This window comes from Leptobacterium flavescens, assembly GCF_010671605.1.
Classification (GTDB): Bacteria; Bacteroidota; Bacteroidia; order Flavobacteriales; family Flavobacteriaceae; genus Leptobacterium; species Leptobacterium flavescens.
Window position 1 is genome coordinate 455,929 of record NZ_JAABOO010000003.1, and the last position, 25,035, is coordinate 480,963.

The window sequence follows — 25,035 nt, forward strand, 5'->3', positions numbered from 1 at the left end:
TTATTGAGCTTTTCAATTTCATAACTTTATTATCTGAATGTTAAGCGTTATCTTTGCGTTTTAAGACGGTTTTTAGTGCGGTTTACGACTAAAGACCCATTAATGCGGTAGCAGGGATAATGCGCTGCTGATGAAAAACAAAACGGATAGATGAAATTAAACAGAAAAGACATATTAAAGGCATTGGAAAGCATTTCTGCTCCCGGAGAAGGTAAGAATATGGTGGAGAGCGGTGCGGTGACCAATGTAATGACCTTTGGAGATGAAGTAGTGGTAGATATTAATATTTCCAACCCTACCCTTCAGGCTCGCAAGAAGACGGAGGTAGAGATCATGAAGACCATTCATGACAAGGTTTATGAGAAAGCAAAGGTAAAGGTCAATGTAAAGGTAGAAGCTCCCGATAAACCTACCATTAAAGGAAAGGTTATTCCGGGAATCAAAAATATAGTGGCCGTAGCCTCCGGAAAAGGTGGTGTAGGTAAATCTACGGTTACAACCAATCTGGCGGTAAGCCTTGCCAAAATGGGCTTTAAAGTAGGTCTGCTGGATGCGGATATCTACGGGCCTTCGGCGCCGATCATGTTCGACGTGGAAGGAGAAAAACCCCTGGCGGTAAACGTAGACGGAAAATCCAAAATGAAACCGATCGAGAGTTATGGGGTTAAGATCCTGTCTATCGGTTTCTTTACCCAGCCTAACCAGGCAGTGATCTGGAGAGGGCCTATGGCAGCAAAAGCATTAAATCAGATGATCTTTGATGCCGCATGGGGAGAGATCGATTTTCTGCTGCTCGACCTGCCTCCGGGAACAGGGGATATACACCTCAGTATAATGCAGTCATTACCCATTACGGGAGCTGTGGTGGTAAGTACTCCGCAAACGGTGGCGCTGGCAGACGCGCGTAAAGGAGTTGCTATGTTCCAGCAGGAAAATATTAACGTCCCCGTTTTAGGAATTATAGAAAACATGGCGTATTTTACACCAGAGGAGCTACCCGATAACAAATACTATATTTTCGGAAGGGAAGGCGCCAAAAACCTGGCAGAAGACCTTAAAGTTCCGTTTTTAGGTGAGATTCCCCTGGTTCAGAGCATACGAGAGGCGGGAGACATAGGTAGACCTGCAGCACTGCAGACTGCTACCCCTCTGGAAGAAGCCTTTGAAGGCCTGACCAGGAATGTGGTACAGGAGGTGGTAAACAGGAATAAAAGCCTCCCTCCTACAGAAGCAATTAAGATTACTACTATGGCAGGGTGCTCTGCTGTAAACAAGAAATGATATGACAACAGAAGAAATTAAGATTAACGTAGAAAAAGCCCTGGAGGAGATCCGCCCGTTCCTGGAAAGCGACGGAGGAAATATCTCTCTGGTTTCCATCGACAACGACAAGTCGGTTAAGGTAAAACTGGAAGGGGCTTGCGTAAGTTGCAGCGTTAACCAGATGACCTTAAAGAGCGGAGTAGAAATGACCATCAAAAAGTACGCCCCGCAGATCGAAGAGGTCATTAATGTAGAATAAATTTTAATGCTGGCCAGCCATTTGAGCAAGCGGTTCGTAATGTGGGAACATAGAAAAATGGCTGCCGGGCTATGCACTGTATCTTTTGCTCAGCAAAAGGATGCCGTTCCTATCCCTGCCAGAATATATATGTGTAATTTGTCATTCCGCAAAAGTCTGTGAATTAGCAGATGAAAGCGGAATCCATTTTTTAACGGATTTCCCGCCCCGCGGATGACCCCAAGAAAAAATAGATGATCAAAACAGATATTCTTATCATTGGTGCCGGACCTACAGGACTCTTTGCGGTTTTTGAAGCCGGACTGCTAAAACTAAAATGTCACCTTATAGACGCTCTGCCGCAACCGGGCGGACAATGTGCCGAGATCTACCCTAAAAAACCCATTTACGATATTCCGGGATTCCCCGAAGTACTTGCCGGAGATCTGGTAGATAACCTAATGGAGCAGATCAAACCTTTCGAACCCGGATTTACCCTGGGGGAAAGGGCAGATACCATAGAAAAGCAGGAAGACGGTACTTTTATCGTTACCACCAATAGAGGGACCAAACATCAGGCGCCGGTAGTGGCTATTGCCGGAGGATTGGGAAGTTTTGAACCCAGAAAACCCCTTATAGACAATATTACCGACTACGAAGATAAAGGGGTAGAATATATTATCAGAGATCCTGAGATCTACAGGAATAAAAGAGTACTCATTGCAGGAGGTGGAGATTCCGCCCTGGACTGGAGTATCTTCCTTACCGATATCGCTTCGGAAGTAACCCTGGTTCACAGGAGAAATGAGTTCAGAGGAGCTTTGGATTCCGTAGAAAAAGTACAGGAACTTAAAAAACTCGGGAAGATCAACCTGATCACCCCGGCCGAGATCGTCGGCCTGAAGGGCGACGGGAAGATAGAAGCGGTGGTTGTAAAAAAGGAAGGCGAGGAATTCGAAAAAGAAACCGATCATTTTATTCCCCTCTTCGGACTTTCCCCTAAATTGGGACCCATTGCAGACTGGGGACTGGAAATAGAAAAGAACGCTATTAAGGTGGATAACGCCCTGGACTATCAGACCAATATTCCGGGTATCTATGCCATTGGCGATATAAATACCTATCCCGGAAAACTCAAACTGATCCTTTGTGGCTTTCACGAGGCTACCCTCATGTGTCAGAGTGCCTATCAGCGTATTTTCCCGGATAAAAGATACGTAATGAAGTATACGACCGTAAGCGGAATTGACGGTTTTGACGGAAGCCGAAAGGAAGCCGAAAAAGCAGTTGTAAAAGCTATTGAATAAAACCTGTTAATAATCTACTAAATGAGTAGATTTTATTTTATTTCAGGAAACTTTTGCTAATTTTGCTGCCTAAATTTCACCAGATGGCTGACGTTACAATCAAAATCAAAGACAGAGAAGGTGTTGTACACGAAGTAGAAGCACCTACAGATATGGCTATGAACCTTATGGAAGTTTGCAAAGCATATGAACTTCCGGTAGAAGGTACCTGCGGAGGAATGGCCATGTGTGCTTCCTGCCAGTGCTATATCCTTTCTAATGATGTTCAGTTACCCGAAATGAGTGACGATGAAGACGCCATGCTGGCCGAGGCCTTTTACGTTCAGGATAACAGCCGCCTCGGATGCCAGATCCCTATTACCGAAGACCTGGACGGACTTGAGGTAGAACTGGCTCCGGAATCGTAGATTTTAGTTGTTAGTTGTTAGCCATTAGTTGTTGGTTGTTCGATGACTAAAGGGGTTAAATTCCAAGCTCCAAATTCCAAACACCAATCTTTTACAGGCCGAAGCCTAAGCAAAGGCATGCCAATCCCAATAACTAAAAGCTTGCTTCGCATACGCTCGCAAAGACAGGAAATGTTGAATTTTGAGTTTTAAATGAGTAATCTTCAACCATCAACCATCAACCATCAACCATCAACCATCAACCATCAACCATCAACCATCAACCATCAACCATCAACCATCAACCATCAACATGCTCTGAAGCTTATGTCTTCTCGAGCGCAGTCGGGAGATTTTAAGCATAGGATCTACCCGATTTAATAAAACATTTTCTTTATTTTATTCTAACTTTAAGTGAATAGTAAAAGAAAATCGACAACCTGTGTCCGGGAAAAAACTAACTGAGTCCTATTACGTAAATCGTATAAATGTTGTTATTAACTACATTGAACAGAATTTAGACAATGATCTGTCGCTAAAGGTAGTTTCTGAAGTAGCCTGTATTTCACCATACCATTTCCACAGGATATTTTCGCTTGTTTGTAAGGAGACCATCCATCAATTCGTTAATCGGAAAAGAATTGAAAAGATCACCTCCCTTATTATCAATCGCAAGGAAATATCCCTAAAAGAGGTTAGCCTGAAATACGGTTTCGATAACGCAACCAGTTTTTCAAGAGCGTTTAAAGCTTATTATGGCATGAGTGCTTCCGCATTTAAAAAAAACTCCGAAGGAAGCTTTAACCGGATCAAAAAACAAAAAAGCAAGATTTGTAAAGAAACTATAACCCTTGAAAAATACATTTGTGATGTAGAGGAGATAAGGCAGTGGTCAAAGCAACATGCCCGGATTGAAATGTCTTTATTAACAGAGCAAAAAATAGCTTATATCCGGCATAAAGGAAGTTTTGATAAAGTAATAAACTCATTTATCGAGCTGCGTCAACGGGCAGAACCTTTAGGCTTATTGGAAAAGGACGTAAAATGGTTGATGCTTATTCACGATAACCCGGCAATTACAGAAGAAAGACTGATCACTCAGAGCGCCTGTATTAAAATTGACGATGGTGTTTCCCTGAGTAGTGATATTTCCAAAATGAGTATTCCGCGAGGAAAATATTTGAAAGGAGAATTCGAAATATATGAAAAGGATTTTAAAAGAGCCTGGGATGCCATGAGTGTCTGGATGATTGATAATAATTGTGTTGCAGGAGACGGATACTATTTTGAGTTGTTTCATACGAACAGCCTTTTCACACCGAATGAAAAGCATAGAGTAGACATTTTTATTCCATTATAATTCTTAATAAGCAGAGAATGAAGAGCAAAGCAAAAAACGTAGACCAATATTTGAATGAGGTTCCTGAAAAACGTGTAAAAGCCCTGGAGAAGATCAGGGAGCTTTGCAAGGAAGAATTGAAAGGTTATGAAGAATCTATGGTTTACAACATGCCGTCATATAAAAAGAACGATCAGATAGAAGTTGCTTTTGCAAGTCAGAAGCAACATATCTGCATTTATATTTTAAAGCACGATGTCATGCTTTCCAATGCAGAATTGTTAAATGGGGTTAATCACGGAAAAGGTTGTATTCGATATAGCAACCCCGAAAAGATCGACTATCGGTTAATCAGAAAGTTACTTCAGGAAACGGTCAGATCGGACAATACAATATGCTAATCTTCGGAAAATGGGAAAGAGTAATAAAATTCCGTGGTTAAAAATAACCGGTTGGGCAATCCTTATTCATGCCCTGTTAATCGTCACTTCTATTTTGGAAGTATTTATATTCTCTACACTTATTAAACCAAACAGAGATGAGGTTTTCTACGAACAACATGCTAAGGTTACGGCGCCTTATATAGCAATTATTGCAGGCTTTGTACTTATTTTTCTTGTAGCAAGATCATTGACCCGGAAGCTGGAAAAAAATAAAGTATTAACGGGCCTCCTGTTAGCATTGACCTATATTCTTATTGATGTTGTATTACTTTTTATGGCATCTGTAAACTGGTCTGAGCATTACGGAGTGTTTATTATTTCTTTTCTGACGAAACTTCTCGCTGCTTATCTCGGAGCTTCCACAAATCTGTCAAAGGTTTCCAAATAATCAATATGAAAAGTATTTTCAACAAAACCGGATCCGATGAATTTATTGAGAGGATAAATAACCTAAAAGCAGATACCAAAGGGAAGTGGGGTAAAATGGAAGTATCGCAAATGCTTGCTCATTGCGCCTATGCTTTCGAGGACAATTCGCCGAGACCAAAGGTCATTGCCCGGTTGTTAATACGGTTTTTTGCAAAAAGTACTGTTGTGGGTAAAAAACCGTATAAGAGAAATATGAAGACTTCTCCCGCTTTTATCGTAAAAGACAAAAGGGATTTTGAAACCGAGAGAACAAGATTAATAAAGGGGATTGAGAAGGTTCAGGGATTAGGCGAAGATTATTTCAACAATCGAAAACATCCTGTATTCGGAAGAATGAACAGTAAAGAGTGGAACAATTTCTTTTCAAAGCATCTCGATCATCATTTAAAACAGTTCGGAGTTTAGGGAAATATCAATTCCCAAATTCCATCTCTCGACGAGCCTGTATCGAGCGTAGTCGAGATGCTCGAGATGACAAAGCGAACAACCATCAACAAACAACAAATAACCAGATCCCAATAACTAAAAGCTTGCTTCGCACACGCTCGCAAAGACAGGAAATGTTGGATTTTAATTTTTAAACGAGCAATCTTCAACCATCAACCATCAACCATCAACCATCAACCATCAACCATCAACCATCAACACTAACTTAACCCTTTAAACAAATTCACCGTTACGGTAGCGAGTTCCGAATCGGGGAATTTCCTGGAAAGCTCCGGGCTCGGATACAGACCGGCTTCACGGGCAACCTTGTTAAACACATCTACTTCTACAATATACTGATCCGAATAACCATGAGTGGCCTCATAGGCAGTAGCAGCGGTTTTCCCCAGATTGGCCGCCGTAATTTCCGGAGGGAGGGTGTGCAGCTCAATAAGCAGTAATCCAAACTTCCTGACATAGGGTTCCCATCTCTTTAGATGTTCCAGCAGAGAATCTTCTACTATGTTATTGGAAAGCCTTTTTCCCCGGTAGGCAAAGGCTCCCGTAGAAGCACTAAGTCTTTTGGGGTCTGTTTTTTCGGGAGTTTCCCATATACGGTTATGATCCAGGAAAGTACGAACGTTTAAGAGGTCTTTCAGATCTATTCCGTAGTTCTCCCTCAGATCAGTTGCCAGTAATTCGGGTTTCCCGATATCCCCCCAGATAACCTTGGCCCAGATATCGGCATTAATAAGATTGGCTTTGGTAATACGGATAGCTGTTTCATTGTAATCGGCACCCACAAGGAATAAGGGATATTCTTCCAGGAGTTTTCCCCTTTCGGTCTGGTATTCTATCACCTCAAAAATATGCTGGAGAAAAGCCCCGTTCCCGCAACCCATATCCAGGATCCCTCTGGGTTGTTCATCGATAGGTTTGTTAAAGAGCTCTATGATAATTTCATCTACCACCTTAAAATAGGTAGAATGGGCACCTCCGCTTCCCCAGACATTCATCTCCCGGTCTACATGTTTTTCGGCCTCTCCGGGCCCTATGTCCCTGATACTTTCCGGATCGCCGAACAGCAATTCTTCCAGCTTCCTGAACATGGGAATATAGCTAACGGTTACTCCGTAGGCACTGGCCCTTTTGGCATAGAAAAGCCCTTTTTCGGTAAACTGATAGGTTCCGTTCTTTTTAAGGAACCAGCCCAGATAGGACAGCATATCCAATAGTTTGCCGAAACTCTCTGCATCGCTGTGAAACTCCTCCGGCCGAAAGGAAGCTTCCATAAAGTATTTGTGGAACATCCCGCTCATTCCAAGATGCACGGCCGTCGGCCCCACTATAATCCCTTCAATATGCTTTAGTACCTGCTCCTGTATCTTTTTTACATTCGTATCTTCTGCTTCGGGAAGCCCGTATCTGTTTTTAAACTTCTCATAGATCTTCTCCAGGATCCTGAAAGGCTCGATCTCGAATTTCCTCGGATGGAACCGCTCTGAGAATTTTAGCAGATGAACCACATCCGCATAGAGCGGGATATGCTTAAAAGCAGGCTCACTCAACTCCGAAAGAGAGAACTCTATACAGTCTGTTTGATTATCCGTTTTCTGAACCAGCCATCCCTGAGAACAGAGGATACGCAAGGCGATGTTCAGATAGCCTTCATTAGCTTTAAAATGCCCGCTAAGTTCCTTTAACGAGCATTTTTTCTTCTTTAGCAGATAATCCAGCACTCCCTTTTCGTGGAGCAAATAGGCGGTAGGAGCTGTACCTATACCATCGAGATGGCGAAAAAGACTGGAGCGGAGTTCTTGTTTTACGGTTCTTGATAGCATTGTTTGAAACGATTATAACTACTTAAAGATATTATTTTTCCTGTAACGGAAAACAAATTCGTTCCCGGAACTATGTCTGTTTTTTTAAACCGAAAAGCGGATGCAGGAATTTAATTTTAAGGATCAGGAAATGATAGATCAACCAGCAACCTGCAAAAGTCCCGACGGTCAGGATTAAAAATTTCGGCCAGAATCCCCAATCGAGATCCATCAGGTAATACGCAATGGCTATGGTTATTGTCTGATGTAAAATATAGAAGGGATATACCGCCCTGTTACAGTATTTAAGCAGGGTGCCGGGTTTATTAAGGTATTTTGCAGCATAACCGAAAAAGGCCAGGATCCAGGACCAGAGATTAATTACTTTAACCATAGCTTCCGTAAAATGAATAACCGTACTGTCTTCAACCTGCCAGATAAGCAACTGGGTGCTAAAGGCAATTGAACCGATGATTAATGCGGTTCTTTTTATGCGATCTACAGATTCCCAGAGCTGATCTTTTAAAGAGATCAACAGAAAACCATAAAAAAACAGGATCAGGAAAAAACTAAAGGTAAACCAATCGTCTATCAGGGCATGGGTCACCGGGAAGAAGGGCTCTACCAATGCTTCTACAAAATAGAGGGGGATGACAAAGAAATACAGACCCAAAGGTTTTTTGGTGATCCTGATGATCCAGTTGGTAAAACGATTGCTGTTGTTCTTTAAATAAACGAACAAAGGCGAAAGCAAAAGAGAGAAAATAAAGAGATAAGGCAAAAACCACAGGTGGTGCCAGCTTAAATTACCCTCGGGATAGACACCTTTAAAAGCTTCGGTCGTATAGTACACCCAATAGGAGCCGTGAAACCTTCCCTCTGCCAATCGTTCAAAATACACCTGTGGAGGTACAATAAAGAGCATCCCGAATGCCAGGGGAATAACCAATCGTTTTAACCTTTCCATATTGAACTGAGAGATAGACCGGAATGATAAAGCGTAATAAGTACCCATTCCGGAGATCACAAAGAGGATAGGGAGCCTCCACTGATTTACAAAAAGCATGGGCCATCGGATGTCGTCATAGATAACATTGTTTTTAAGATGAAAGCCCCAGGGAACAAAGAACATTCCAATATGATAAAATATAAGGAGTCCGAAAACAAGAACTCTTAACCAGTCCAGATCGTATCTGCGAATTTTTTCAACCATGATTTATCGTTTTTTAATTTTGGTCAAAGTTGAAATTTTTACGGCTGTTATATGAAAAACAGAGGGTTCAAGAGGTGCAGAATTGCAATTAAAGACTCTTTTTTGCCTTAAAAGTGCTTACATAGGAAGCAGGAGATGTTTGTGTATGCTTTTTAAAGGCAGTGTAAAAGGCCGATTTGGATTTAAATCCTACGGAGTTCCCAATCCCGACTACAGATAAATGCGCATAATCTTCACTGAGGAGCCTTTGTTTTGCTTCTTCAATCCTGTAACGATTAATAAATTCATTAAAATTTATCCCTTCTTCTGCATTGATCGCCTGGGAAATATAATTGGCGGGTACTTTCAGTTCTCCCGACAGGTTTTTTAGGGATACATCTTCTTGTAGGAAGTAATTATTGCTTTCCACATAATCCCTGATCGATATCATCATAGAAGAATGATCTGTATTCAATCCGGAAGTTTCGTATTTATCCGCGATCCATGAGCTTTCAAAGAACCGTGATTCCGACATCATAAAAATAAGGGTGAGGAAATTGGTCAGCGACAGGAAAACGGCAATATAATGATCGCCGCCATCATCCTCGAAATTCAGAAAAATAAGCAACACCAGTACAAAAACACATAAAAACAGGAATATGGTGTTCCTGGTAAAACTGTATTTGGTGATCCGCAGGTCTCTGTAGGTCTCTCTTTTGGTCCTCAGGACGATCCTGACCGAAATAATTATATAGAACAGAAAACTTATTAGTACAAGCCATCGGAATTCATCTTTTATCCAGATATACGGGTAGGTAGTGCCTTCAGGAACTTCTGCAAAACCAAGATCTGGGAAATAAGCATCCAGGTAAGCATTTAATTTTATCTGGAGAGGTTGTAAATAATAAGGGATATTAACGATCATGTAGAGAACCGGCAATACAAAGTGATACCAATCCTTTTTAAAGTTAATGGATTTGCGCTCCAGGAGGCTTGAAAAGAACAGATAAAGCAAAGGCCCTATGGCCAGTACCAGCGGTTCCGTAGAGTCATTAAAATGCAGAGTATGTTTCATCAGTCCTGTGTAACACAGATAAATGTCCAGAACAATGATGGATTGGATCAACAGGTACCATCCGAAGATACGCAAAGAAGCATTCTTCTTATTCGTCCGGAATGCGATCACTGCCGACATAAGGAATCCTTGTATGATCCCGGTGATGATCAGTAAAGAAATAAAATTATGCCTTATGGGGATCTTATCTATGAGCTGCTGAATATGTTCCATTTTACTTTCTTCAGGTCATATAATCGGATAATTTCTGAGGGCCTTCCAGGACGGTCCGCACTACCTGAAGAAAACCTTCTTTAGTGGTCTGCATATTCCATTTTATCAGGGAGATCCCGCCGTTTTCGATCTCTATTCCCGTAATACTCCTGGGGTGTACACAACTTCCGTCATTAAAAAAGGCCCGGTCTCCGGGTTTCGGGAACCTCGGGCGATGAGTATGTCCTGTAATTGTAAGCTGATTGTTGTTTTTGGAGATCCAGTTCTTTGTACGCCGCTCCACTTTTCTAAGTTCCTTGTAATTTTTGGCAGGACTGGTAGGATCTGCAATCCCAACCACCTGAAGCGGTTTCCAGAGTACGCGAACCAGGAAACGGTTAAAGCGCCAGCCGTGATAATTCATAAAATCGGCCTGATGCCCATGAGTGAGGAACAGTTTCTGCCCGCTCACTTTATGCTTCAGAATTATAGCTTCATTAAAGGAAATGCCATCAAACAAAGGTTCTTTCTCTCCTGTTTTAGGATCAAAATAAGAATAGAGGTGCTGCTCCACATAAGCCTGATTCCGGTAAACCATATCGTGATTCCCGAAAATAAGATGCAATCTTTCTTCTTCGTAAAACTGCTTCATCAGCATAAAAACATTCTTGTGGGAATGAAGGATCACCTCAAAAGTTCGGTTTTCCCAGAGCTCATCACCATCTCCCAGTTCACAATAGGTAAAGCCCTGGTTGTAATAATGGGTAAGAGCGTGGAAATACATATTCCGGTTGTTTGCAAAATCGTCTGCAAAACTATTGTCTCCTCTATGGCAATCACTGAAAAGAATAAACTTTGAAGAGTCGTCAAACTCTACGATTTTGGCATTTTCAAAAGCCCTGCTTAACCTTTTATGAGAAGACATATTTCTTTTTTCAATAAATATCGATAAAAAAGATGAGTAATGAAACTCAACTTTTTACTACTAATATAGGTGAGGGAAAAATAAAAAGTTAAAATAGTTAACATAGCTAGAAAGGGGTTTTTCGTACCTTTGTAGCTCAAGTAACAATGGTGATATGCTAGACACAAACAATGTTTCGCCTTTGTCCGTTAAGATCAGTTTTAATAAACTTCTGGAGGTTTACGAAAAGCAAGCCGGAAGCAAAGATGAACTGAGGGCGAAAAAAGCACAAAAGATTCTGGCCATGTCAGAACAATATCCGGAGCTTAGGGACGGGTTCTCGGATGTTACCTTATTGGATACGTACAAAAACGAGATCTCATATATTCTTCAGGATTCTTTTTCGGATGTTTTAACAGGCAACGAGATAAAGGCTGCCTCTATTCCGTTTCAGAACCTGATCTTTAATACTTCTTCCCGTTTTGAGAAGATATTGGACACTGCAGGGAAGGACTTCGAATTAAAGATCCGCAATATGCCGGAAGGACATATGTATATCCTGGCTTGTATTGTTATATTGAAATTCCACTATAAGATAGATGTGGATTTCAAAAGACCTTTATATTACGATATTCCGGATGCCAAAGGTATTATGAGGCATTACAGGATCATATACAATGCAGACTTTACTGAGATCGTGCCTACTGAAGAGGCTAAGGAGATCACCGATGAAGATGTAGATCAGTTATTGGAGAATTTTGATAACCTGGAATTGTGGAAGGAAAAATTCCCTCCGAATAGCTGGGTATGTAAAGGGTTTGTTATATCGAATATTTTTGATGTTACGGCCGATGTTTCCATTTCCGATCTTAAATCAACCTTGTTGGGATCTTCATCAACTCAGCCAAAAGATGAGAATTTTATAGAGGAATTCGAAGCTATTTTCCAGTCGCTGTTCAATATCCCGGACCTTAAAGTAGGTTTTGTGGCGTATGATCCGGAGGAAGACAGTTTTGAGAAAATACACGGAGAAGAAGGTGTACAGAGTTACCTGCTGTTTAAAGAGGAAAAGGCAAATTGCACCGATTCTCTCTGTCAGAATTCCTATTCCAAGCTTTTAAAGGAGAATCAGTATTACGCACTGCCGGATATCGATAAGTATTATAAAATGTCCGGAGGGATAGCCCCCTATAAGAATTTAAAGGAACAGGGTTATAAAAGTGCTATTCTGGCACCGATTGCAGATAAAGGAAGACTGCTTGGGGTTCTGGAGCTGGTATCTACCAGGCCTAAGGAACTCAACAGTATCAATGCCAACAAGCTTATAGATGTAATGCCGTTCATTATTTCTACGGTATTGCGTTCTAAAGCCGAAGAGGAAAACTATATAGAAGCCATCATTCAGCACGAATGTACTTCTATTCACAATAGTGTGTACTGGCGATTCGAAAAGGAGGCAAGACGTTTCCTTATGGAGAATGCCAAAGGAAATCAGACCTCTTTTAAGGAGATCGCATTTAAGGATGTTTATCCGCTTTACGGGCAGGTAGATATCAAGGGATCCTCTATTGCGAGGAACGAGGCTATTCAGACAGATCTGATCATACAATTATCTCTGTTAAACGAGATCTTCAGCTGTTCACTTAAGGAGGAGCAACTCCCGGTATACGAAGAGATCCAGTTCCGTATAAACAATCACCTCTCCCTGATCAAGGAAGAATTGTTTACACATAGTGAGCAGACGATCCTGGATTTTGTCAGGGAAGATGTGCATCCGGTACTGGAGCATATCGAGACCAGAAGTGATCAGTTGTCCCAGCTGGTAAAGGATTACAGGAAAAATATCGATAATACCACGGGAGGGATCTACGATCACCGCAAGAATTACGATGAGAGTGTAACCCTTATCAACAAAAGCCTTGCAAGGGTTATAGATGAAAAGCAGAGAGATGCACAGGCTATGTTCCCGCATTATTTTGAGCGCTATAAGACCGATGGTGTGGAGCACAATATGTATATAGGTGCTTCCATGGTCCAGGGTGGTGAATACCATCCTATCTACCTTAATAATTTAAGGTTGTGGCAGCTGCAGGTGATGTGTGAGATGGAAAATAAATACTATAACCTGAAGCCTGAGCTTCCTGTTAAACTGGATGTGGCTTCCATGCTTCTGGTATATAATTCATCTCTTTCCATACGCTTCAGGATGGATGAAAAGCGTTTTGATGTAGACGGGACCTATAATGCCCGTTATGAGATCATTAAAAAACGTTTGGATAAATCTCTGGTAAAAGGAACGAAAGAACGCCTTACTCAACCCGGAAAGATCGCTATTGTTTATTCTCAGAAAAAGGATGAAAGAGAATACCTGAGGTATATCAGTTTCCTTCAGTCTAAGAATTACTTTACCAGCAATGTTGAGATCGTTGAGCTCGAAGGACTTCAGGGTGTAAGCGGACTTAAAGCCATACGCGCCGAAGTACTCTATAAAAAAGGAGGAGACGAGAAAAAGGTCTACACCTATGACGATCTTATGCAGGAGCTGAAAATTTCCTAACGGAGACCTAAAAGATCTGTAGCGGTTGCGGCTTCCGACGTCTGGAAAGCAATTGCAAATGCCAGAACCGAAATGACGATACCTACCATAAAAATGGCATAGGTAAGTCTCAGGATCTTGTATTTGCGGTGCAGCACAACTCCCAGAAAGTAAAGGTCCTTTGTCATGGAGGAATAGAGATAATCTTTGTCTTTCATTACCTCGCCTATGGCCCATTCAAATTCTTCCAGTTTCATTTTGTGGAAGTTCCCGAAGAAGAGAAGGTTTACTTTTTTGTTCTCTACATCTTCCTTGGTGAATTTACCACTGGTAACATTGGGCCGGGTAGCCAGAACCGAAAGTCCCATAGATACCAAACTGAATACGAGGAATACAACCGTCGGATAGATCAGGTAGCTATTGGAAGGGTTATCCAGTTTAGGAATAAGATTAGAAAGCGCCAGTGAGATAATAATGGCATTTACCGACAGCAGGATATTGGCTTTGGTATCTGCTATATCACTTAAGGTAATATGATTTTTAAGAGTTACCCTGAACATGGTCTCTATACCGCGTTCGGGGAGCTTTTGTTTTTGTATTTTACTGTCGAGCGCTTCTGCCTTGAGCTTTTCTTCCTTTCTTTTCTTCTTTATCTTTTTCAGCTCTTTGTTCAGCTCGAGCAGGTTCTTGTTTTTCTGCGGCTGCCAGTGCTCCACAGCATGCAGGCTAAAAAATTTATGATGCTCATTGAACATCCTTATATTTTCCTGTATCCACTGACGGTCGGAATAGGTCTTTAATCCCAGTTGCTTGAATTCCTCTCTTAATAATGAAGATACCTCTTCGTAATTCTTGGATGCAAAATGAGAGAAGTCGGCATCGCAAAGCATCTTTTCCAGTTGAGTTACCGGATCTACATCCATGGCTGTAGCCTTTATGGCGTTGGATATAATTGTAATTTTGTCTTCCGGGTAATTATTCTCCTTAAGAAAAGCGGTAGCTATTTCGGCTCCGTTCTTTTCGTGATCGGAAGGGCCTTTTATATAACCTATATCGTGAAACCATGCAGAAAGTTGCAGGATCTCTGCGTCCTCTTCATTGAGCTTTTCGGCTTCGATCAATTCCTTAACGTGCTTTACCACCCGCTGTGTATGCGTATAATTGTGATATAAAAAGGCATTTGGAAGCTTCTCATTAAGTGATTCCAATACGTATTTCTGCGCTGTTTCAAGAATACCCGTCATGTTTTCGAATAAATTAATAAATAGTGACCTAAAATTAGCCTTTTAAAACTAATAAAAAAATCAGCTTAAGTAGCAAAATTAACCTTTTTCATGTCAATATTCCCCGATTAGCCCAAATTGAAGGCCAGATTTGATGAAAGTGATATTTTAATTAATAAATTGCAGTTAGTAACACTAAAATTTCACAGCTTGAAAACGATTAGACTGACCACTATACTCATTGTGTTGTTCTTTTATTCTTGTGCAACATACTTACCGCAATACAGACAGACAACTACTTCTACCCAGCCAACAGGTAAAAGCGTTTCTCATGAATTTTACCTGATCGGGGATGCCGGAAATGCAGAAGCCGGAGCTTCAACTCCTGCTTTGGATGCATTTAAAAAAGCGTTGTCCGGTGCCTCCGGAAACAGTACGGCTGTTTTTCTGGGAGATAATGTTTATCCCGCAGGACTCCCGAAAGAAGGAGCAGAAGGGAGAAGACTGGCCGAACACCGGTTGAATGTCCAGATAGAGGCAGTTAAAGGTTTTAAAGGAGAAACAGTCTTTATTCCGGGGAATCACGATTGGTATGCAGATGGCCTTAAGGGACTTAAGTTGCAGGAAAAATATGTGGAAGATGCTTTGGGGAAGAACACTTTCCTGCCGGAAAACGGGTGCCCTATAGAAAAAGTAAATATAAATGATGATGTTGTCCTTTTAGTGGTAGATTCGGAATGGTACCTTGCCGATTGGGATAAGAACCCCGATATTAACGATAAATGTGACGGAATAAGGACGCGGGAACAGTTTTTTGAGGAGTTTGAGAGCCAGATCAACAAGTCTCAGGGAAAAACCCTGATCGTTGCCATGCACCATCCTCTTGTATCTAACGGACCCCACGGGGGAGAGTATACTTTCGGAAGTTATCTGACACCACTTCCGGTACTTGGAAACATTAAAAACTATATCCGCAAAACAGGAGGAGTAAGCCCTCAGGATATTCAGGATGTTAATTACAGAACACTTTCTAAAAGACTCCTGACCCTGGCACAGCAGACCGATAATATGATATTTGTATCGGGGCATGAGCACAATTTACAATATATCATTAACAGCAATACCCCCTTTATTATTAGTGGTTCCGGGTCTAAAGCCAATGGAGCAAGCCTGGGAGCAGACGGGGAATTTGCATATGGCGGACAGGGATTTGTTAAGCTTTCCGTTTATGAAGACGGTTCTGCCTGGGCCTCATTCTTCGGAGAACAGAATAATTTTGAAAGCCCCCTCTATCAGGTTGAGGTTATTCAACCCGATAAAGGAATACAGTTAAAAGACTATCCTTCCAGCTTTCCGGCAACTACTTCCAGCTCGGTTTACTCTAAGGAAGAGACCACCAAAGGAGGCCTGTACAGGGGTGTCTGGGGAAAACACTACAGAAGCGAATACAGTAAAGAAGTAAGAGTTAAGACGGTAATGCTGGATACACTTCTCGGAGGATTAACTCCCGTTAGAAAGGGAGGGGGACACCAGTCCAAATCGCTTCGCCTGAAAACAAAGGACGGAAGAGAATTCGTAATGAGAGCCGTGAGAAAGAGTGCGGTACGCTTTTTACAGGCAGTAGCGTTTAAAGATCAGTTTATTCAGGAAGAATACAAAGACACATATTCGGAGCGATTACTATTGGATTTCTATACAACAGCACATCCGTATGCATCTCTTACCGTAGGTGAAATGGCAGATGTAATTGGAGTGCTGCACGCCAATCCTTCACTTTACTATGTGCCTAAGCAAAATGCATTGGGAGAGTATAATGACACTTATGGAGATGAGTTGTATTTTATTGAAGAGCGTGTTGATTCCGGGCATGGTAATGTGGCCAGTTTCGGGAATTCCAATGAGATCATCAGTACCAAGGACCTGCTTGAGGAGCTACGATCTAAAGATAAAGCCAGCGTAGATGAGCGCCTTTATATCAAGTCGAGATTGTTTGATATGCTTCTCGGCGACTGGGACAGGCATGAGGATCAGTGGAGATGGGCCGAATTTGAGACTTCAGACGGAAAGAAAATATATAAACCCATCCCGAGAGACAGGGATCAGGTGTTCTCTAATTTTGACGGACTTTTCCTGAGCTATGCCACCAGGGTGATCCCGGGTCTGAGACTGATGCAGCCTTACAAAGCCGAAATACGTAACGTAAGATGGTTTAATGATGAACCTTTTCCTCTGGACCTTGCCGTATTGGATGAGCATGACCTGAACGACTGGCTGGAAGAGGCCGGTCTTATTCAGCAGCGCCTGACAGATGATATTATAGAAAAGGCCTTTGAGAATTTCCCTGCAGAAATGGATAAAGGGATCCTGGATAAGATCAAGGCTTCCCTGATTGCCAGAAGAGGCAACTTAAAAGATATAGCCAGAACCTATTACCATCACCTGAAAAAATACCCTGTGATCAGTGGTACGGATAAAGACGACTGGTTTGAGATTACCAGGTTACCGGATGGAAAAACAAGAGTTCAGGCCTTCAGGATAAAGGGGGGAGAAAAAAGCGATAAGTTTATCGATGTTACCTATTCCAGTGATGAGACCAGACAGGTATGGATCTACGGTCTGGACGACGATGATGTTTTTGAAGTAAACGGAAAAGGGAATGACCTGATCGCCCTTAAGATCATCGGAGGACAAAATAACGATGTATATAAGATCAATAACCGCAGCAGGGTAAAGGTATACGATTTCAAATCGAAGAAGAATACTTTTGAGACCGGGGTTGCCAAAAAATTGTCTGATAAATACGAGTTGAATGTTTACGATCATAAGAAGATCAAAAAGAATGTGAATCAACTTATCCCAAGTATTGGTTTTAACCCTGACGACGGATTAAAGATAGGTTTACAGAACACCTTTACGATAAACTCGCTCAACAGGAACCCTTTTTCACAGCAGCACAGGATCAATGTGGGGTACTTTTTTGCCACAAGTGGATATGATGTCAGATATAATGGAGAGTTCGCCAATGTTTTCGGTAATTGGAACCTGGGCATAGAAGGAGTGTATACCAGTCCTAACTTTGCCATCAACTTCTTTGGTTTCGGAAACGAAAGTATAAACAACGACGACGAGTTTACTCTCGACTTTAACAGGGTGCGTATCCGAAACCTGAAAGCTTCTCCAAAACTTATCTGGAGAGGAAAAAGAGGAGCTTATTTCTCTATTGGAGGTTCATTTGAAGCTGTAGAAGTTGAGAACACCGTGGGTAGATTTATCAACATCTCAAACGTTCCGACACGTGTATTTGAAAACCAGAATTTCGTTGGCGGAGAGGTTACTTACGGATACCAGAATTTTAACGACAGAGCAAATCCAACCCTGGGGATGGCCTTTGAGATCACTTCGGGATATAAGACCAATCTGGATATTTCCGAGAACGATTTTGTTTACCTGATCCCGCAATTGCGCTTTACCTCCAAAGTAGATAAGGCCGGTGCCGTTGTTTTTGCTACCAAGTTTAAAGGACACTTTAATTTCGGGGACGGATTTGAATTTTACCAGGGAGCTTCCATTGGAGGAAGTAACGGATTAAGAGGTTTCAGAGAGCAGCGTTTCGTAGGAAAGAGAGCTTACTATCAGAATACCGACCTCAGATTTAACCTGGCTAAGATCAGGACCGGATTATTCCCGGTGAAATTCGGGGTGTACGGAGGTTTTGATTACGGAAGAGTATGGGTAGAGGACGATAACTCCAGAAGATGGCATAATTCTGCCGGAGGAGGGGTTTTCTTTAACGCAACCGGATTGGTTACAGCCAACTTCTCTTTCTTTAACTCAGACGACTTTAACCGTTTTGCCTTTGCACTCGGATTTAATTTTTAATCGAGTTTAAGCATATAAAGATTTCGCCCGACTACAACATTGTCTTCATCAGATATAAGTAGGGTGTCATTATCCTTAAAACAGATACCTTCTTTTTGAGAATAATGATTCAGGGCGATTTCTCTTTTTTTACCTTCAAAGAAATTATCGGTGGTAAAATCTGAAAAGACCCACACCTTATCATGTGAAAGAAGCACTACTTTCTTCATGTCGGGAGAGATGGCTGCTGCAGTAATGGCACAATTCAGGTATTCTCCGCACATAAAATGAGAAGCGATCAGTTCGGCCTTATGATGCCCTTTTTTGGCAGGGATCCTGTATAAGTAGGTCTTGCCTGTAAAGGGCGTAGATCTGTTCTTTGTAAAAATATACAGGTGTTCCCTGTAATAGAAGAAAGCTTCCGCATCGTAAATACGCTCGCTTTTCTTTGGTGGGAACCGGGTTTGCTCGGGATATTCAAAAGTGATCTTTTCAGCTTCCAATTCCTCAGCATCCGGTGTCTTATCAGGATCAGGGATCTTGTAAATGGTGAGGTCCTTGCGCATATTGTAGTTGTTCCCGATATCTCCGATATAGAAATTACCTTTATTGTCCCTGGACAAGTCTTCCCAGTCGGAGTTTTTGGCTTTTTTAATATTTATATTCCTGACGATCTTTCCCTTCTTGTCAAGCGCGTAAATATGATCTTTGTTTCCACTGTCCTCAATGACCCAAAGAAGGCCTTTGGCTTCAGAATATTCTATTCCTGAGTTCTCACTCAGTTTATTGGGTATTTTAAGCACATAACTTAACTGGCCGTAATCGCTGCAGCTAAAGAGAAGAAGTCCGATAAGGACAAATATTTTTTTCATTGCAATTCTTTTATCGGAATGAATACCTCAGCTTTCCATTCCAGTTCATTACCCCCGATGTTGGGATTACTGTAAAAAACTTCAAGAGGCGTATGATCAACTTCTATTCCATTCTTTTCCGCATAGTCAAGTAATGCGTACCAGGCCCTGTCTGAAGTGATATAATTTCCGTTGTAAACGGCCTTAAGGGCTTTTTTGCCTTCCATTTGCTTGTAATGAAGCAATTCATGCTCGGGCAAAGAGTCGGATTTGATGATCGGATAACAAAAATTGTATTCAATACTGTCCTTCTCCATATCCCAGCGGGTGACCTCTACAAAGGGCTTTCCGTTTAACTTAACTTTATTTTCGGCCAGAAAATTGCTTATAAAGGTGTAATTCCTCATCATCCCCCTGGCTTTTTCGATCTGAACCCCTTTTAGAGGGATATAAGCACAATAGGTGGTTGCAGTCTGACTTTCCCCCGAAATGGATACCCTGAAATTCCCGATATGCTCATTCAGTTTTTCATGAAAGGAAACCAACGTCTTTTTTGTCCTCTTTTCAAAATCTGTAGTCGAAAAAGGAATGGAAACCTTATTCATAAAGCTGTTATCCTTGTCTTTGACGTACACTTTTACCCTTGACAGGGAATCGTTAAGAGGGATGATCTTCCATTTGTAAATATGAACAGAATCTCCGAATACGATCTGCTGTTTCAGCCGTTCCAATCCGTCCTGCTCAACCCGTTTGGCATCCGGAAATGATGTATTCCAGGTTTTGATCACCTGATTTATGGTTCCCGGAAAAGTCTTTGCCTTAAAACTTACCAGATAGTCATAAGGCTTGATAAACAGATACCACAAGAGCCCTCCGAGCAGAATAAGCATAAGGATCGAGGCGATCTTCTTCATAGGTATACACTAGTTGGAGGCCAGATTATCTCCGGCTTTCATCTTTAAATTCCCTACTACAAATGCTCCTAGATCCCTTCCCTGCTTCACACCGATCTCCACGGCAGCACGGTAATGGATCCCTCCGTACATTCTGCTGATAGCCGCCTCATCGGCTGCTTCCCTGAAGGAATTAAAGCTTCTTATGGGAAGTCCGTAGGGGATCTCCGTATCATCGTCGAAAGCAAAATCATCTCCGAAAATGGAGCTTAGCGCCACAGAAGCTGCCCCCGATACAACCGAATGCCCGCTGGTGTACTCCGGAAAAGGAGGCGTCTGAAGGATAGGCTTCCAACTGTCGTCAATATGTTCGTTAATAAGGGTTTCCGGCCTTACCAGGTTACTGCGGTATTTCTCATCCCAGCAGCTGATAAAAGCATCAGCAATAGCAATAGAGGTCTTGGTATAGGCATAAACCGTCTTGTCGAAATCTGCTCCGGTCTTTTTACTTGCTATTTTAGCGATCCCTATCCAGTGTGCTCCGGGAGTGATCTTCTTAGTAGCAAACATAAGATGTCCGCGTGTTACGGAAACATAGGGGTTACAATCCCAGAACTGGGCAATCTCAATTTCCTCGGAATCATCACCTCTTTCGGTGATCTCCACACTAATATCATACACTTCCTTTAATTCTTTATAGAAATCGGAACCCTTTTCCATGGAGAAAGCAGGAGGTTGATGAGGCTTGAACTGAGCCGCCGAGTCGATCACAAAAGGGCGTATTTTGTTCCAGTGAGGCTCTATCCCGTCCATATAGGCCGGAGGGGTAGGCTGCCACCTTGAAGGATCTTCCGTATCTACCGTAAACTTAGGCATGGTACGGGTTTCGCTGTAATTATCCTTATTCATCCATCCGGTAATATGCTCTGCTACTTTCAGACCGTAATCCCTGGAAGCTTTGAACTCGGATGCGTTTTTGGTTTCCCATACTTTATACAGGCTGTCCCTGAACTGTTCTATTTTTTCTTCGGAAAAGATCAGCCTTTTACTCATATCGATATGAGCGATCAGTGCAGCGAGCTGATAGTTGATATTTTCGGCTGCTTCCGGATCCGGAATCGGGCTCAGGTCGTCTAACTGCCCGTCCAGGGAAGTGTACTCTCCGTTCTGTTTTGCCATGATCTGATAGGCAGCAATATTAGGGTAGGCAAAAACCCTGCTGGCTACCGGAGGAGAGAAAATATCGTGCACCATTACTTCGGTCACCTTGTCAACAGAACTGTGAAAGTCATCGGCGGTGATGACAATCGGTTCCTGTTCTTTATTACATGATAGCAGGAGTGCTGTGATCCCCAAAAATAAACCTGCTTTTTGATATATCCTTTTCATCTGTTTAAAATTATTCGCCCAATTCATAAACCTGGGCTTCGTCATTATTAATTGTTACTAGTAGATAAGATCGGTCGTTCAGTGAGATGATATTTAAAGCCCTGACCGCTTTACGGCTGAGTTCCAGCCCTGTCTGATATCCCAAAATTACATCATTTTCACCTTTTATCAATGCTCCCGAAAAAGAATCAAACCTGCCGTGATAGGGTTTTACCCCAAAATAATTCCCTGCAGCGAGAACTTCTTCCTTTCCGTCCTTATCAAAATCATAGCTGAGAAAGGCCGTTACGGGAGAAAGTTGCAGATCATTTGCAAAGGGAATAAAACTGAAACGCCCGTTCTCATTTTTCAGATACCCCGATTCCAGGGTATTTACCTCCATAAGTACTGCCTTCTTCAGCTCGTCTTTCTCAAAGACCTTATCTATCGGTTTTCCTGCAAAATCCCTGTAGGCAGTAAATTTTTTCCTGATACTGATCAGTTGCCCGGAAAGTTCATCCAATCCGGCAAGAGGATAATATTTTCCGTCTTTTTCAGTGGCCAGTACCGTTTCCGTGCTCCCGTTCCCGTCAAAATCGGCATAATACATCTTCATAGGGTATTTGGCAGAAGCCTTGAACTTGGTGTTGGTTCCCCAGTTGCCAAGAAGGTAATCGGTATCTCCGTCACCATCTATATCAAAAGGGATCACTGCCTGCCAGAGACCGTTGAGTTTGGTATTGAGGAGTGTTGCTTCCGTAAAATTCCCTTCTTCATTCTTAAAGAACTTAGGCTGCATCCATTCCCCGACCAGCAGGAGGTCTTTATCCCCGTCTTTGTCAAAATCATCCCAGACGGCATCGGTTAGCATCCCGGCTTTTTGCAGTTCTTCATTTCCGGAGAGTACAAAACTTCCGTTCTCATTTTTTAAGAGATAGGAGGTAGGGATCTTCCCGAAATCATTAGATACCGCATTACTCCCTATAAAAAGATCAATGTCGCCGTCTTTATCAAAATCGCAGGGCCTGATAAAAGATGCATTTTCAAAATAATCGGGGAGAGGAGAATCTTCGAAAACCGAATCCCGTTGTACGAGATAGGTGTCCAGCAAAGGTTGCATTTTATTGAAGAAATCTGCACCTCCTGAGCCGATAAACAGATCGTTTTGCCCGTCTTTGTTAAGGTCGGCAATAAGAGCTGCAACATCTTCCTTTATAGAATCTTTGGCAATAGAAGGGATGTTCTTTTCCACATAGGAAGAATCGGTTTGTATGTATATTTTAGATCTGTTGTATTTGGAACCTCCGAAGAAAATATCTTCCCGTCCATCGTTGTTGAGGTCACCGATGGCCGTTGCGGGTCCGCGATCCGAGATCTGATAGGGAATGAGTTTTTGCCTGTTGAAATCGATATAATTGTCTTCGATATGTGCAAAATCAATCCCCAGATTATTACTGACCCTCTTAAAGAGTTTCTTTGTTTTGGGTTTCAGGCTTTCATAATTGAAGGCTTTCGTATTTTCCGGACTGATGGTTAACGCCTGGTTCACTTCCAGGTCTTTGAGAAGCTGATAGGTGCCATCCGGCCATACGATCTTAAGGGAGTCTACTTTTGAAGCCTTTCCATAACCGAAATATACTGCCGGTTCTGAGGAGGCCTGAAAACCCCTTACCGTATACAGTTCTTTATACTGAAGCATTCCCCCGTGATAGGAGAAGACTTTGGTCCCTATCCCGAAATGATTGGGAGCCCTGTACTTGAATTTCAGCTTAAGATAATTAGCTTTTTTATTGGTTTTATTGATATAAAGGCTGGCAGGAGCATTCATATTGTTGGTTACCAGGTCCAGATCTCCGTCATTATCGAGGTCGCCCATGGCGGTAGCTCCTGAAATAAGTGTGTCTTTAGTGATCCATTTACCCGATTCGTCAGTGAATGAAAGATTGCCGTTCCCTTTAAAAATATAGTTATAGGTACTACCGGAAGGCATCATATTCAGGGCCTGACGATCTACCAGTTTTGTGTTATTGATCTTTTTCCGGATCTGCTCACTGGATACAAACCTGATAAAATCGAGGTCGTTGGGACGCTTGGTGATCCCGTTCGAAATAAACAGATCCTGTTCTCCGTCCTGGTCGTAATCTGCAAACAATCCGCTCCAGCTCCAGTCGGTAGCAGCAATTCCGCTTAAGAGGGCGGTTTCCTGGTATCCGCCTTCGGGCCTGTTTATATGCAACATATTGCGGGTATACTGATAGTGATAGCCATATCTTTGCGTACGTAGTTTCAGGGTTTGTATATTATCATCCCCTTCAGAGGATTTAAGCACTTTTTCATCTTCAGGAAGCATATCGAGGGAGAGGATATCCGGCCAGCCGTCGTGATTAATATCGCTGATGTCATTTCCCATAGAGAAGCGGGTAGTATGGCCGAAAAACTGTTTCAGGCTTTCCGAGAAGGTCCCGTCGCCGTTATTGAGATAATAATAATCATCTTCATGAAAATCATTGCCCACATAGATGTCGGGATAGCCATCCTGATTAAAATCGGCAATTGCAACGCCCAGGCCATAACTATTGATCCCTCCGTAAATACCGGCTTCTTCGCTTACGTCGGTAAATTTTCCATTATCGTTACGCATGAGTTTATCCCCGGTCTCGTAATTCCTTTTTAATCTCAGATCGGCATGACCGAAAGATTCCTGGGTATGTACTGCATGATTCAGAAGGTACAGGTCCAGATCTCCATCCAGGTCGTAATCCAGAAAGGCAGCAGAAGAGCTATAGGAGTCCAGGTCGAGGCCATATTTAGCGGCGCTTTCCGTAAAGGTGTTATCTCCTTTATTGATGTAGAGCTCGTTGTATCCGTTAAACCCTTTAAGGCCAACCACGGCACACACATAAATATCCAGAAGTCCATCGCCATTCACATCTCCCATCACAGCTCCGGTATTCCAGGAACTGTTCCCTTCTATCCCGGCTTTTTCTGAAATATCTTCAAACTGAAGTCCTCCTTTATTCAGGTACAGTTTATTCTTTACCTGGTTCCCGGAAAAGAAAATATCCTGAAGCCCGTCATTGTTAATATCCCCTATGGCCACACCTCCGCCGTTATAGAAATAGAGGTAGTCCAGGATATTCAAGTCTTCGGTCTCTTTTACGGTATTCTCAAAAGAGATCCCTGTTTTAGCGGCAGCGGGATTTTCAAACAGTTCCCCTTTTTTAGAACATGCCGCAAACAAAAAGGACAAGGCTATATAAAATATTGGTTTATTTATGATCTTGGTTTGCAT

General features: G+C 42.2%; 19 protein-coding genes. 10 read left to right on the forward strand and 9 right to left on the reverse strand.

What is annotated here, in order from left to right; genetic code table 11:
* Positions 1–150: 150 nt before the first annotated feature.
* The 8 genes from GWK08_RS14295 (at position 151) to GWK08_RS14330 (ending at position 5,810) form a co-directional block, all read left to right on the forward strand.
* The gene (locus GWK08_RS14295) at positions 151–1,281 is read left to right on the forward strand and encodes an Mrp/NBP35 family ATP-binding protein (protein WP_163607907.1); all 1,131 of its coding nucleotides are present in this window, start codon (positions 151–153) and stop codon (positions 1,279–1,281) included.
* Position 1,282: 1 nt separating this feature from the next.
* Positions 1,283–1,522 carry a NifU family protein gene (locus GWK08_RS14300; RefSeq protein ID WP_163607908.1) on the forward strand — a complete coding sequence of 80 codons (240 nt, stop codon included), beginning with the start codon at positions 1,283–1,285 and terminating at the stop codon, positions 1,520–1,522.
* A gap of 233 nt (positions 1,523–1,755) precedes the next feature.
* Positions 1,756–2,808: an NAD(P)/FAD-dependent oxidoreductase gene (locus GWK08_RS14305; RefSeq protein ID WP_163607909.1), complete on the forward strand. Its 1,053-nt coding sequence runs from the start codon at positions 1,756–1,758 to the stop codon at positions 2,806–2,808.
* Positions 2,809–2,891: 83 nt separating this feature from the next.
* A complete protein-coding gene (locus tag GWK08_RS14310; protein ID WP_163607910.1) occupies positions 2,892–3,215 on the forward strand; it encodes a 2Fe-2S iron-sulfur cluster-binding protein in 324 nt (107 codons plus the stop codon).
* A gap of 421 nt (positions 3,216–3,636) precedes the next feature.
* Positions 3,637–4,554, forward strand: a complete 918-nt coding sequence (locus GWK08_RS14315) for an AraC family transcriptional regulator (RefSeq protein ID WP_163607911.1) — start codon at positions 3,637–3,639, stop codon at positions 4,552–4,554.
* 17 nt (positions 4,555–4,571) lie between these two features.
* Complete coding sequence (locus GWK08_RS14320; RefSeq protein WP_163607912.1) at positions 4,572–4,934, forward strand: iron chaperone; 363 nt, start codon at positions 4,572–4,574, stop codon at positions 4,932–4,934.
* 10 nt (positions 4,935–4,944) lie between these two features.
* Positions 4,945–5,364, forward strand: coding sequence for a hypothetical protein (locus GWK08_RS14325; RefSeq protein WP_163607913.1), 420 nt, complete (start codon positions 4,945–4,947; stop codon positions 5,362–5,364).
* Between the two features lie 5 nt (positions 5,365–5,369).
* Positions 5,370–5,810 (forward strand): DUF1569 domain-containing protein, encoded by a 441-nt coding sequence (locus tag GWK08_RS14330; RefSeq protein WP_163607914.1) that lies wholly within the window; start codon positions 5,370–5,372, stop codon positions 5,808–5,810.
* A gap of 242 nt (positions 5,811–6,052) precedes the next feature.
* Here the strand turns inward: GWK08_RS14330 and GWK08_RS14335 are convergent, their stop codons facing one another.
* From GWK08_RS14335 to GWK08_RS14350, 4 genes are all read right to left on the reverse strand, one after another.
* A complete protein-coding gene (locus GWK08_RS14335) occupies positions 6,053–7,672 on the reverse strand; it encodes a class I SAM-dependent methyltransferase (protein ID WP_163607915.1) in 1,620 nt (539 codons plus the stop codon).
* Between the two features lie 70 nt (positions 7,673–7,742).
* A complete protein-coding gene (locus GWK08_RS14340) occupies positions 7,743–8,864 on the reverse strand; it encodes an acyltransferase family protein (protein ID WP_204336071.1) in 1,122 nt (373 codons plus the stop codon).
* Between the two features lie 88 nt (positions 8,865–8,952).
* Entirely contained in the window at positions 8,953–10,131 is a 1,179-nt protein-coding gene (locus GWK08_RS14345) for a helix-turn-helix domain-containing protein (RefSeq protein WP_163607916.1), read from the reverse strand.
* A gap of 10 nt (positions 10,132–10,141) precedes the next feature.
* A complete protein-coding gene (locus GWK08_RS14350) occupies positions 10,142–11,035 on the reverse strand; it encodes a metallophosphoesterase family protein (protein ID WP_163607917.1) in 894 nt (297 codons plus the stop codon).
* Between the two features lie 154 nt (positions 11,036–11,189).
* Here GWK08_RS14350 and GWK08_RS14355 point away from each other — a divergent pair, with 154 nt between their 5' ends.
* Positions 11,190–13,571, forward strand: a complete 2,382-nt coding sequence (locus GWK08_RS14355) for a GAF domain-containing protein (RefSeq protein WP_163607918.1) — start codon at positions 11,190–11,192, stop codon at positions 13,569–13,571.
* Here the strand turns inward: GWK08_RS14355 and GWK08_RS14360 are convergent.
* A complete protein-coding gene (locus GWK08_RS14360; protein WP_163607919.1) occupies positions 13,568–14,794 on the reverse strand; it encodes a Pycsar system effector family protein in 1,227 nt (408 codons plus the stop codon). The genes GWK08_RS14355 and GWK08_RS14360 overlap by 4 nt on opposite strands.
* 189 nt (positions 14,795–14,983) lie before the next feature.
* Here GWK08_RS14360 and GWK08_RS14365 point away from each other — a divergent pair, with 189 nt between their 5' ends.
* A complete protein-coding gene (locus GWK08_RS14365) occupies positions 14,984–18,652 on the forward strand; it encodes a metallophosphoesterase (RefSeq protein ID WP_163607920.1) in 3,669 nt (1,222 codons plus the stop codon).
* On the opposite strand, the gene GWK08_RS14370 is transcribed toward GWK08_RS14365, so the two are convergent.
* The 4 genes from GWK08_RS14370 to GWK08_RS14385 are packed head-to-tail and all read right to left on the reverse strand — an operon-like array spanning position 18,649 to position 25,035.
* Complete coding sequence (locus tag GWK08_RS14370; protein WP_163607921.1) at positions 18,649–19,503, reverse strand: SdiA-regulated domain-containing protein; 855 nt, start codon at positions 19,501–19,503, stop codon at positions 18,649–18,651. The two genes, GWK08_RS14365 and GWK08_RS14370, sit on opposite strands and share 4 nt — an antisense overlap.
* On the reverse strand, positions 19,500–20,396 hold the full coding sequence (locus GWK08_RS14375; protein WP_163607922.1) for a GyrI-like domain-containing protein: 897 nt from the start codon (positions 20,394–20,396) through the stop codon (positions 19,500–19,502). Before GWK08_RS14375 ends, GWK08_RS14370 begins: the two co-directional genes overlap by 4 nt.
* 9 nt (positions 20,397–20,405) lie before the next feature.
* Positions 20,406–21,764 carry a vanadium-dependent haloperoxidase gene (locus tag GWK08_RS14380; RefSeq protein WP_239524926.1) on the reverse strand — a complete coding sequence of 453 codons (1,359 nt, stop codon included), beginning with the start codon at positions 21,762–21,764 and terminating at the stop codon, positions 20,406–20,408.
* A gap of 10 nt (positions 21,765–21,774) precedes the next feature.
* Complete coding sequence (locus GWK08_RS14385) at positions 21,775–25,035, reverse strand: VCBS repeat-containing protein (protein ID WP_163607924.1); 3,261 nt, start codon at positions 25,033–25,035, stop codon at positions 21,775–21,777.